Here is an 11944-nt window from a genome sequence, read left to right on the forward strand (position 1 = left end):
GAAATCATCGAGCACAGTATTCACTCCCCACCGAATCCTGCGTGTGGCGGCGGCCCCATGGGCGGTCGCCCGCCGAAGTTGTGCCCGTGCGGGCCGCGGCGCTCGTTGCGGTCGCGGGGTTGCTCGCCCTGCTTGAACGACGAGAACTTGTAGGTGAACGTGACCATGGCATAGCGTGCGAGCGAGTTGTAGGCCAGGTCCTCGACATAGGCGGCCGTGACGTTGCGGCTCACGTTGCGGCGCTGGTTGAGAATGTCAAACACGCTCACCTGCAGCGTGGCCTGCTTGCCGGCCAGGAAGGAGTAGCCCAGCGAGGCGTTCCACAGCCACTGCTTGGTGTTGTAGCCGCTGGCATAGCCCGAGGTGGCGCTGTAGCTGAGGTCGCTGCTCAGCATGAGCCCGAAGGGGGCTGTGTAGCTGGCGTTGCACTGGCCGCCGTAGGTGTGCAGGTCGGTGGCCTTGACGGTCGAGAGGCTGTTGTGGATGGTCTGGTAGCTGTAGCGCGGGCGCAGCTCGATGTCGAAGTAGCCGTTGCGGAAGGCCAGGCCGGGCGACAGGTTGAGGGTCCAGGTGTTGGAGGTGTTGAGCTGGTTGTTGTTGTAGCCCTTGTTGGCAGCAAAGCGTGTCATGAGGTTGGTGGTGAAATACATCACCTTGCTGCGGGTGAAGGGGAAGCTCATCATGCCCATGCCCATGGCGTTCCACACGCCGTTCACGTTGTCGTAGGTGGTGGTGCGGCCGCCGGTCGAGCTGTCGTAGGCCGTTTTGGAGATGATGCTGTTTTGGGCGAAGCTGGCGGCTATCATGGCCATGATGCTGCGCTGGGCCCTTTGAGCAAAGTCGGCGTAGCGCAGGTTGATGCGGTGGGTGAAGGTGGGCTTGAGCGCGGGGTTGCCCACGGTGACGTTGAGCGGGTTGCTGCGGTCGGCCACGGGCTGCAGCTGGGTGAGGCTGGGCTGCGTGCTGCGCATGCGGTAGTCGAAGCCCAGGTTGCGTGTCTTGGAGAACTTGTAGCGCAGGCGGGCAAAGGGGGCCACGCTCCAGGCCCAGCGTGCGGGTATGTTGCGCTGGGCGTCGATGAGGTCGGTGCTCTTCGACATGGCCGAGTTCACCGTGAAGCCCACATTCAGGTTGTAATTCTTGTTCACCTTGCGCAATCCCACTTGCACGGCCTGGTCGTAGTAGGTGTTGCTGAAGCGGTTGCTCAGGCTCTCGTTGAAGGTGCGCTCCAGCTCGGGCCCCAGCTCGTAGTCGAGGATGCTGGCCAGCACGACGCCGCTCGTGGTGAGGGCATCGTTGCCATAGTAGGCGCGCACCAGGCTGCGAAATCCCGCATCGCTCATCATCGAGGCCATCACGTCGTTGATGCCGGGAGCGGGCATGGCGGTACTGTCGCGTGTGATGTCGTAGACGAGCTTGCTGGCCCGGCTGCGGCGGTAGTTGCCCGAGTAGGCGATGGTGATGAAGTTGCCGCGTTTCACGTTGCCCAGGGGCTCGGTCCAGGTGATGCGGCCGTTCACGCCGTTGGTGCGGCGATGATTTTCATATATTTGGTCGATGGTCTGGTCCTGGTCGTCGTCGCTCTTGAGGAAGTAGGAGTTGCGCGTGTAGGTGGTGCCGTCCTCGTTCACCTTGCTGTAGTTGTAGCGCAGCTGTGCACTCAGGCTGCGGCCGGGGTGCGACAAGAAGTTGTGGGTCCACACGAGCTGTCCGGCCAGCTCGTAGCTCTTGCCGTCGTTGTAGTAGCTGCTCAAGCTGCGGTTCACGGGGCTCATGGCGAGGTCGCCGGCGCGGGTCATCGAGGAGTCGGCCTTCCAGCTCTTGGAGAAGTTGAACGAGAAGTTGGGGCGGAACTCGATGGTGTTGGCCGAGTCGGGGCGCCATTGCAGGCGGAAGTCGCCGCGCAGGTTGTGGCCCTTGTCGCGGGCACTCGACATGGCGTTGTAGTAGCTGGTGGAGTCGGCAAAGAGGTATTGCCGCGCGGTGGTGCTGTGGGCGTCGCGGTCGCTGTGAGAGTACAAGATGTCGCCGCCGGCGCGCAGCTTGTCGTGGTCGCCGTCGGGGCTGTCGTTGGTGCCCACGTTGAAGTTGAAGCCCAGGTATTGCGACTTGGTCACGCCCTTGGAGCCGCCGAAGCGGGTGAAGCGGCCGGCGCCGCCGTCGGTAAAGCCCAGGTCGTTGACGTTGTTGCCTCCAGCCATAAGGGTGTACTGGTTGCCGCTGTTGAAGTAGTTGGCCATGAGGTTGCCCTTCCAGCGGCCGTCGGTGCCGTAGCCGGCGCTGGCGGTGCCAAACCAGCCGTTGTTCATGCCCTTTTTCACGGTGAGGTTGATCACCGTCTCGTCGTCGCCGTCGTCGACACCGGTGAGGCGGGCCAGGTCGCTCTTGCGGTCGATGACCTGGAGCTTGTCGACCATGCCGGCCGGTATGTTCTTGGAGGCCACCGTGGGGTCGTCGCTGAAGAATTCCTTGCCGTCGATCAGTATCTTGGTCACCTGCTTGCCGTTGGCAGTGATCTTGCCGTCGCTGCCCACTTCCACGCCAGGCAGGCGCTTGAGCACGTCCTCGACCACGGCGTTGGCCTGGGTCTTGTAGGTGTCGGCATTGTACTCGATGGTGTCTTCCTTGACGGTGATGGGGGTTTTCACGCCCTGCACCACCACCTCGTCGAGCATCTTGCCGCTCATGTCGAGGGCGATGAGGCCCACGTTCACGTCGCGGCCGTCGGTGCCCACGGTGACGCGGCGCGTGGCGTTGTCATAGCCCAGGTAGCTGCACTTGATGATGTAGTGGCCCGGCTTCACGCCCTTGAGGTTGAAGATGCCCTTGGCGTCGGTCACCATGCCGTCGACATAGGTGCTGTCGCGCCCCGCCTTGAGCAGCTTCACGGTGGCGGCGATGAGGGCTGTGGTGTCGCGGGCGTCGACCAGCATGCCGTTGATGGTAGATGCGGCCTGGGCCTGACTTGCGCACAGGGCGCACAGGAGCAGCAGGATGGACAGATGTATTTTTTTCATGTGTTGAGGTGCTTTTTTCATTTTATGTGTTAGCATTTAGACTCGACGTGTGTCGACACACGTTTTCTACGCGCGCAAAGATAGCAGTTAAATGCCACTGTAACAAATGTGATAGACCAGCTTTGCTATTTTATAGACCAATGCACATTTTGGCGCATGCTCTCGTGGGGGGCACTATTGCTGCCTCGAGGCCGAGGCCACGGTCACAATATAGGCGCTCACGAGCACGAGCAGGCCGGCCACGGGCTTGTCCCAGGTGAGGGTGGCCTGGCCGGCGGCAAAGGCCACGAGCGAAGCTACCACAGGCTGCAGATTGGTGTAGACGCTCACGGTGGTGGCTTGCAGCCGCCGCATGGCATAGGGAATGAGGAAAAAGCCTGCCACGGTGGCCAGCACGATGATAAAGAGCATCTCGGCCATGCCCCAGGCCATGGTGGGTGAGGTCCACAGCCGCTGTGCAGGCAGTTGGTAGCCGGCCACAGGCAGCATGAAGACGGCCGAAACGAGCCACATCCACTTCATCTGCGTGAGGCTCGAGTACTTTGCACTCACCTTGCGCGTGCCTATGAGATACAGTGCCCAGGTCGCCAGCGAGAGCAGGGCGAAGAAAATGCCCAGCACATCGTTGCTGCCGTTGCCGCCGCCTTGCCAGCTGCACAGCACCATGAGCAGGGCGCCGGCGATGCCGGTGGCCACGCCCAGGGCCTTGAGGGCTGTGATGCGCTCGCCCAGCAGCAGGGCGGCCATGAGCATGACCGCGATGGGCGTGAGCGTGGCCATGAGCGAGAAATACACGGGATTGGTGTAGTTGAGCGACCAGGCTGCACACAGTTGCGAGACGGCGCCGCCCATGAGCCCGCCGGCAATCATCACCCACAGGTCGCGGCGCTCTACTTTCTCGCGCGGCATGCAGGCAGCAATGGCCCAAAACAGCACTGCGGCGCCGGCGCTGCGCAGCAGCAGGTTGGAGCCTGGTGTGAGATAACGGGCCAGCAGGTCGCTGGTGACGGGGATGCTGAGACCGAAAATGACGTTGGCCGTGATGATGGCCAGGTGTCCTTGAATTTTGCTTTTCTCCATAATGCAATGTGTGCGTGTGTGAGTTTGGGCGTGCCGGTTGTGTGGATGTGGCCGGGTGACGCAATTGCAAAGGTATAGATTATTTTGCGGGTAGCAGCCAGTTGCTGTGATAAAATAGTGGAAGTTGAGTGTTGTGTTAAGAATTTTCACACACAGGGGTGGTGTGATATTGAATTTATGCTTAACTTAGGACCGAAAAAAAAACAAACTATTGTTATAAACTTCTATTCAAAACAGATCTATTTATGAGAAAACCCCTATTTTTTGTTGCAATTGCATTGGGCATGGCCGCTGGGCCGTGCTACGCGCAGCGTGCGGCATTGCCCGACCCGTTGCAAGGTGCGGCCACAGCCTGTGGCGTGAAGGCCGAAGTGAAAAGTGAGTTTGCCGCCAGCCCGGCTCGTGTGCAAGTGCTTGCCGAGCGCATTCTGGCGCCCGGAGTGGTCGAGCAGGAGTGCGCCCTGGCCGGCGGAGCCCGCTACAAGCGCATCGTGAAGCGCCACGGCGCCGCGCAGCCGCTGCGCCTGCTCGCAGGCCCGTCGCGTGCCGAGGACACCGAGGGTGCCCTGCTCTACGAGGGCTTTGAGGGCTGGGACGACACGACCAAGAACTGGATTCCGCCCACTTGGAGCGAGATCAACTCGACAGGCGAGGCCGGCACCTATGGCAACGGGGCCTTCACCTGGTATGTGAGCGCCCAAAACGGCACCCTGCCCAACCCTGTAGAGGGCAAGTACTACTGCATCATCCCCTATGCCCGAGTGACGCGTGCCGACAAGACCACCGAAGACCTGCCGCAGGACGAGTGGCTCGTGACGCCGGCCGTGACCCCGCGCGTGCACGAGCAGCTGTCGTTCAACATCAGCTACTCGCCGCTCTACCTCTACGACATGTCGAACGAGAACATCAACTTCAGCACCATGGAGTTTGTCAACCGTGTGGTGGCAGCCACGCTCAAGGTGTACTTGCGCGAGAATGGCGGCGAGTGGAAAGAAATCTACGACATCGAGCCCGCCTGGCGCGACTACACGCTCAAGCAGCTCTTCAACGAGCACTTCGGGCAAACCAGCCAGGATGTGGTGATACCGCTCGACGGCTACGAGGGCAAGAAGCTGGAGTTTGCCTTCCGCTATGTGGGCCTGCGCGGCAACACCATGGAGCTCGACAAGGTGATGGTCGACAAGGCCAAGCTCACCGTGGGCTACAACCGTCCGGCTGGCGCCATGTACTGGGGCTTGAGCAAGGACTTGGAATATCCCTTCTATGACGCCGAGAGCCAGCAGGCGTTCACCATGCTGCACGTGCCAGCCTTCACGCCGCTCACGTGGGCCAACACCTCGTCGGCCAACGTGGCCACCAACACGTGGGTCTACGACGACGGCACATGCGCCAATGCTGTGGCTACCACCAAGGACCTGGCCACCAGCTATGCCCCCTCGCGCGACACCATAGCCGGCGCCTACGGCGTGCCGCAGCTCACTGTGCAGGCCGACGGGTTTGCCAATGCCAGCTATGAGCTGGCGGTGAAGGGCGTGTATGCCGGCGGTGCTCCCCGTCACGACGGCGCCCAGTTTCCGCTCACGCTGGCCAACGTGCAGAAAGACGGCATAGGGCTGCTCTACAACAGCCAGTATGTGCCCTTGAGCGGCTATCACAAGTACAGCAAGAGCGTGTGGACCAACATGCTCATGGGCAAGAATCCCACCGACTCCAACTATGTGGCGCCTTTCGGCTTCTTGACCAAGCTCGAGAAACCCCAGCGCAGCTATGCAGTGAAGCGCGTGTGGGTGATGGCCTATGGCCTCATCAACGCCGGCACCAAGCTGAACTTTGCCTTCTACCGCTGCTCGCCCGACAACAAGCCCTACGCCCCCTTTGCCTCGGCCGAGTGCCCCTACGACAGCATTGTGACCATCTCGACGGGCAGCTCCTACAACTACTATGCCATCCCGTTTGATCTCACGGGCACCGAGGGCGGCGCCCCGGTCATCGACCGCGACGCCTTTGGCTTCGTCTATGGTCTCGACAGCGAGGAGAACAATGTGATCTACCTGTTGCAGACCGTGAGCTACGACAAGGCCGACAGCAACTCGCAATACATCTACATGCTGGGCAAGAAAGACGGCGACATGACAGCCTACGTGATGCCGGCTACCGACATTCTCGACGCTGCCGGCAACGAGCTCAAGAGCAACCTCTACATGGAACTGGAAACCGAGTTGCCGTGGCTCAAGGCCGTGGGCGACACTGTGGCCACCACGGGCGCTGCCGGCGGCACAGTGCAGTTTGGCCTCGACAGCTATCCCGATGCCTCGGCCTTGAATGTGGCCGTGGCGGCTGCCGACGGCGGCAGCGATGCCTCGTGGCTGAGCGCCACAGGCTCGGGCCGCAACACCGATGCCGCGCTCAAGGTTGCTGTGCAGCCGCTGCCCGCCGGGGTGACGCAGCGCTCGGCCACCCTCACACTCTCCTACCCCCAGTGCGACAACGTGGTGCTCACTGTGCACCAGAATGTGCTCTCGGGTGTCGACATCGTGACCGCTGGCACGCTTGTGGCTGCCTTTGCCGGCGACAACCTTGTGGTGAAGAACGCCCAGGGCGTGGTCGAGGTGTATGACGTGGCTGGCAAGCTCGTGGGCCGCGCTGTGGCTCATGGCGAGGCCACGATTGCTACCTCGCCGGGTCACGGGGTCTACATCGTGCGCGCGGCAGGCCGCACCGTCAAGGTAGTGAAGTAGCGTTGGGCTGTTGAGGCTCGATGCCCTGTGCCTTCTCCTCGTATATAAAAATACTCAAAAATCAAAAGCCGGGACTCTTGTGCACAGGGTCTCGGCTTTGGTGTGACGGGGGGGGTGGACTGCTGCCGCGCTCATCGCTCTCGCGGCACGGGCAGCGAGCGCTCGAAGCTGTGGTTGTAGCGCACGCCCCACAGGTCGTAGCGGTCGAGCTGGCGCACGAGGCGGCGGGCAAAGTCGTCGTAGTCCTTCTTGCTCTCGAGGCTCCAGGCGCGTTCGGCGATAGCCGAGAGGCGCGGCATGAGGATGTGCTCGATTTTCCAGGTGTCGGGCTGGTACTCGGTCCACACGCAGCCCTCGATGCCGAGCAGCAAGCTGCGTTGCACGGCTGTGGCCGAGTCGGGCAGGATGTTGAAGTTGTACACGTCTTTCACGGGTAGCACCTTGCGGGGCGGCTGCAAGTCGGTCTGCAACGAGTCTTCGTGGCTGTTGAGGTAGTACCAGCGGCTGCTGGCCATGATGTAGTGATGGGTAGAGTCGATGTCGCGCGCGCTGGTGAGCGAGCGGTGCAGCCAGTCCTCGATAATCGAGCCCTGGGGGTCGACGCCCTCGGCTCCCCCGCTCCACCCCATCATGATCTTGCCCTGGGCGTTGATCACGCGGCGCACGTAGTTTTCAAAGTAGGATTGCAGCTCCTGGCCGTTTTTCAAGTTGTGCTTCTTCATGAAGCGGCGCGTCTCGTGTGACTCCTCCCACCACTTGGGGGCGCACTCGTCGCCGCCGGCGTGCACATAGGGGCCTGGGAAGAGCTGGCACACCTCGGTGAACACGTCGGTGAGAAACTGGAACACCTGTGGCGTGGGGGCCAGCACGTTGTTCTGCCGGTTGTAGATGCCCCAGGTGCGGGCCGTGTGCTTGGGCTCGTGGGGGGTGGTGCTGAACTCGGGGTGGGCTGCCAGCACGGCCATGCAGTGGCCGGGGATGTCGATTTCGGGCACCACGGTCACATGACGCTGGGCGGCATAGTCGATGATGTGCTTCACCTGCTCTTGGGTGTAGTAGGCCTGGTAGGGCATGTCGTGATACACACCGGGAAAGAAACCCTTGATTTCGCCAGCGCGGTAGGAGCCCAGGGCCGTGAGCTCGGGGTGGCTCTTGAGCTCGATGCACCAGCCCTGGTCGTCGGTGAGGTGCCAGTGAAACACGTTCATCTTGTGCAGTGCCAGCCAGTCGATGTATTTCTCGATATAGGCCACCGGGAAGAAGTGGCGCACCACGTCGAGCAGCATGCCGCGGTAGCCAAAGCGGGGAGCGTCGTCGATGCGCCCGGCCGCAATGTGTGGGATGAGGCCGGCTCTGGTGGGCAGCAGCTGCAAGAGCGACTGCACGCCGTAGAAGAGGCCGGCCTCGTCGTTGCCGGTGATGGCGATGCCGGTGCTGTCGACTTGCAAGGTGTAGCCCTCGTGGGGACCGCTGCCGGCAATGCTGAGCTCGATGGCCGGCTCGCCGGCCCTGGCGCTTGCGGCCACGCGCAGCGGCAAGCCCAGATACTGCTCGCAGTAGCGGGCCAGGTATTGCGCCGATTGTGCGGCCTGGGCCGTTGGGGCCACCACGAGGGTGCCGCGCGCGATCACGAAGTGCCCGCCGGCCGTGTCGACACGCGAGGCTGCGGGGCGGGGAATGATGTTGTACTCGATGGGGGCAGCCGTTGCTGCCAGCGATGTGATTGCAAGTAGTGCAGTTGAGAAGCAGATGAGTAGTCGATTCATAATGCAGCAGTTGTCGTGTGAAAGAAAATTAGTCGTCGCAAAGTTACAAAAAAATCATTACTCCACCGCCTCGTGCCTCTCTATTTCAGTGGAGGCAGGCGAAGCGGATGCATGTGGGCTGGCACGGTGCTATTGAGCCTGAAAGTGGCTATATCTTGCCGAATGGTGGAAAAAACATGAAATCGGCAGAATAAGTGATGCTTTATTTTTCCGTTTCTGGTGATTTTATTGTCTTGCGGCAAAATATAGGAGGCATGAGCGTCATTTTTATTGGGGCACCATACTCTTGTTGCCTGCACCGTTGCCATAGCGCAAGCAGCATGACGGCGGCGCAGGTGCTGCCTGCGTCGCCGTCGTCATGCTGTTTGCAATGTGGTGGCTGCTACTTCTTCAAGTTCAGGATTTTCCTTACCGTGCCGTCGGTGAAGCGCACGAGCAGGATGCCCGTGGCACTGTCGTCGACACGCTGGCCGGCCAGGTTGTAGTAGGCAACCGGGCGGGCGCCGCTGGCAGCGACATCGACCACTCCCGAGGTGACATCGACCACCGCCTCGGGCGAGGGGGTCGACTCGCCGGCGTCGTAGACAGCGGTTACCTGGTACACGTAGTGACCCTGGTCGAGGGCGGGGTCGGTATATCGCGTGGCGGCGACGGGTGCCGGAGTGAGCAGGCTGCCGTTGCGATACACGTTGTAGCCTTGCAGCGTGAGCTTTTTCTCGGCCTGGCGGTAATACACGTCGTCGATGAAGAGGATGTACTGGTCGGCCGAGACACAGCGCAGGGCAAAGTAGCGCGTGCCCTCGGGCAGCTGGGCCGAGAATTGCCGCCACGAGCCAGGCACGGCCAGGGTGCTGCCTGTCTTCTTGAAGGCCGATACCTCGGTGGTAGTGGTGGAATAGTACACCTCGACTTGCTCGGTGGTGCCATAGTCGGTATTGGCCGGGCTCTTGGCCCAGAAGGTGATGGTCTGGCTGCCGTCGACACGAGGCGAGATGAGCCAGTCGTCGTTTTTGGCATAGCTGCCGCAGGTGAAGGCCGCCGCCACCTGGCTGCCGCCGTGAGGCGCCCAGGTCGAGGCCGTGAGACCCGTTGCCTCGGGGTTGAACACCTGGAAGGCCATGGGCTGGCCGGCGTTGGGATAGTCGAGGAAGTTGCCCGATGCACCCCTTACGCCCATTGTGGGCCGGCCGTCTTGGTCTACGAGCGTCCACTCGCCCATGTTGGTGATGGAGAAGGCCGGATAGGTCTCAAAGCCCTCGGTCACCCATGCGGAGGGCTTGTTGTTGAGCAGCGGCTGCTGCCACGAGAGGTCGACGCCGCCCGTCGAGGTCGCTGTAGCTTCTACCTGGGCCACATAGGGCAGGCCCGGCAGCACGGTCACAGCCACGTGGCCGGTGGAGTCGTTGGCGGCCACGGCATCGCCCTCGCTATCGATGCGCAGCATGTAGAGCGACGACTCGCTGGCATCAGAGTTTGGCCGGTCGGTGAGGGTGAGCTTCACGCTCTCGTCGGGCTGCAACTGCGGGCCTGTGCAGCGTGCCACCTCCTTGCCGTTGCGGTAGAGCCGTAGCGTGTAGGCACTGGTGGCATAGAGGCCCAGGTTGGTCACGGCGACCGTGAAGGTGTCGGTCTCCCCCACCCTGAGGGCAGTGCGCGCCACGGTGAAGCTGTCGAGCGCCAGGTCGCGCTCGGGCACGTCGGTGATGCTCACCTTGTCGAGGTAGAGCACCATCACAGGGCTCTCGCCCAGGTGCCCCGTGGCATTGAGTTTCACCTGCACGGGGCTGGCCGAGGCAAAGTCGTCGAGGGCGTAGCTGTGCACCGTCCAGCGGCCTTTCTCGGCCTGGGCGTCGTGCTCGGCCAGGCGGTCGAGCACGTGCTCGTTGCCCTGGGCGTCTCTCACAACGACCGAGAGCTCGTTGTTGAGCCGCTTGTCGTTCCAGAACCAGAACTTGAGCCTCGGGTGCTTACCAGTGACTGCCACCTTGGGCATGATCACGGTGGCCTGGCTACCTTCCATGGCGTGGCTGAAGCTGAGCAGGCCGCCGTCGCGGTCGACGGGCTCGGCATAGACGCCATGGTCGTTGACTATCCAGCCGGCGTGGGCATTTTCCTGCAATATCCAGGGCGATGAGGCGATGCGGTTGCGGGCAAACGACTCGACGAATGGCATGCCGTAGGCATCGCCTGCAAAGAGGGTGTCGCTCATGGCGACGGCACTCTTGCCCTTGGCGTTTATGGCCTGCACCGTGAAGGCTTGCAGCTGCTGGCGCTGCGAGGGCGTGAACGTGTACTCGTAGGGCGAGGCCGCAACGGTGTCGGGCTTGCCCTGCAAGTCGGTGACGACATAGGAGACCGAGCCAGGGGCCACCCAGCCGCCGTGGGTGCCGCGCTCGGGGCTAGTCCACGACACCTGCAGCTTGCCGGCTGCGAGCTGCGTGACCTTGAGACCGGTGACGGCCGCGGGGCTGTCCTCGCCTATGTAGGTGCTCACGGTGGCATCCAGGCCCTTGCCGCCGCTGCCTGTCACGACAACGGTGTAGACGTGCATGCCCGTGGCGTCGCTGTTGTGCACATAGTGCAGTTCTTGCCCAGGGTCGCAATTGTTGAACCGTGTCAACGTGTCGCCCCAGCACACGACGGCAGCCTGTAGCTTGCCCGTGAGGGCATCGCCGGCAATCGTGGTAGTGGGCAGCTCGAAGCTCACCGTGGCCTGCCTGCCGCCTTGCGGGTCGGCAACGGCACGCAGGTGGGTCACCGTGTCGGGGGCATCGACGCTGGTGAGCTCGTAGATGGCGATGTTGTCGAGCGTGAGCTGGTAGCCCAGCAGGCATGAGCTGAGGGCATGGAAGCCCACGCACAGCAGTCCGCTCGCGTCGGGGCGAAAGTTGAACGCTCGCGTGCGGGGCGACGTGGCATCGATGGCGGTGGGGGCCATGAGTGTAGTGGTCATGGCGCCGGGCTCGGGCTTTGTGCCCAGGCTCACGCCGAGCCGCTCGATGCCCTGCTCGTCGGCCATGGCTTTGAAGGCCAGGCGGTAGACGTGGCGAGTGTCGACATTGAACTGCGGCGTGATGAGCCAGTCGTCGGCATCGAGCGTGTCGTTGAATTCATAGATCATCGCGCCCTGGCTCCACTGCCACGTGTGGCCGTCGCTGTTGGCATCGACGATGGTGAAGCCGTCGGCGTCGGTCTTGCTGTTGAACCGTTGCTCATAGGGCAAGGTGACCTCGGTCGCCCACAGCGAGGAGGCAACGAGCAAAGAACCGCCGACCATCATGGCGATGGCGGCAGTTCTATGATTGGAATGAAAACTGATTCTCATTGTAAGAAACTGATCGTG

At 62.2% G+C, this 11944-nt stretch carries 5 protein-coding genes; 1 reads left to right on the top strand and 4 read right to left on the bottom strand.

Going from position 1 to position 11944, the window contains the following annotated elements; all coding sequences use genetic code 11:
- Positions 1 to 20: 20 nt before the first annotated feature.
- The gene (locus tag GF423_RS06820; RefSeq protein WP_206113153.1) at positions 21 to 3017 is read right to left on the bottom strand and encodes an outer membrane beta-barrel protein; all 2997 of its coding nucleotides are present in this window, start codon (positions 3015 to 3017) and stop codon (positions 21 to 23) included.
- A 174-nt stretch (positions 3018 to 3191) separates the two neighbouring features.
- Positions 3192 to 4097, bottom strand: a complete 906-nt coding sequence (locus tag GF423_RS06825) for a DMT family transporter (protein WP_154538192.1) — start codon at positions 4095 to 4097, stop codon at positions 3192 to 3194.
- Positions 4098 to 4342: 245 nt separating this feature from the next.
- Here GF423_RS06825 and GF423_RS06830 point away from each other — a divergent pair, with 245 nt between their 5' ends.
- Positions 4343 to 6835 carry a choice-of-anchor J domain-containing protein gene (locus GF423_RS06830; protein WP_154327643.1) on the top strand — a complete coding sequence of 831 codons (2493 nt, stop codon included), beginning with the start codon at positions 4343 to 4345 and terminating at the stop codon, positions 6833 to 6835.
- Positions 6836 to 6966: 131 nt separating this feature from the next.
- Here GF423_RS06830 and GF423_RS06835 read toward each other — a convergent pair whose 3' ends face one another.
- Entirely contained in the window at positions 6967 to 8601 is a 1635-nt protein-coding gene (locus tag GF423_RS06835; RefSeq protein WP_154327644.1) for a beta-N-acetylhexosaminidase, read from the bottom strand.
- A gap of 382 nt (positions 8602 to 8983) precedes the next feature.
- Positions 8984 to 11926 carry a choice-of-anchor J domain-containing protein gene (locus GF423_RS06840; protein ID WP_154327645.1) on the bottom strand — a complete coding sequence of 981 codons (2943 nt, stop codon included), beginning with the start codon at positions 11924 to 11926 and terminating at the stop codon, positions 8984 to 8986.
- Positions 11927 to 11944: the final 18 nt, after the last annotated feature.

It is taken from the genome of Sodaliphilus pleomorphus, assembly GCF_009676955.1.
Taxonomy (GTDB): domain Bacteria; phylum Bacteroidota; class Bacteroidia; order Bacteroidales; family Muribaculaceae; genus Sodaliphilus; species Sodaliphilus pleomorphus.

What these genes read in the sequence shown, in the direction of transcription:
- GF423_RS06840 (WP_154327645.1), bottom strand. Translation starts at nt 11,926, where the DNA reads ATGAGAATCAGTTTTCATTCCAATCATAGAACTGCCGCCATCGCCATG.
- GF423_RS06820 (WP_206113153.1), bottom strand. Translation starts at nt 3,017, where the DNA reads ATGAAAAAAATACATCTGTCCATCCTGCTGCTCCTGTGCGCCCTGTGC.
- GF423_RS06835 (WP_154327644.1), bottom strand. Translation starts at nt 8,601, where the DNA reads ATGAATCGACTACTCATCTGCTTCTCAACTGCACTACTTGCAATCACA.
- GF423_RS06830 (WP_154327643.1), top strand. Translation starts at nt 4,343, where the DNA reads ATGAGAAAACCCCTATTTTTTGTTGCAATTGCATTGGGCATGGCCGCT.
- GF423_RS06825 (WP_154538192.1), bottom strand. Translation starts at nt 4,097, where the DNA reads ATGGAGAAAAGCAAAATTCAAGGACACCTGGCCATCATCACGGCCAAC.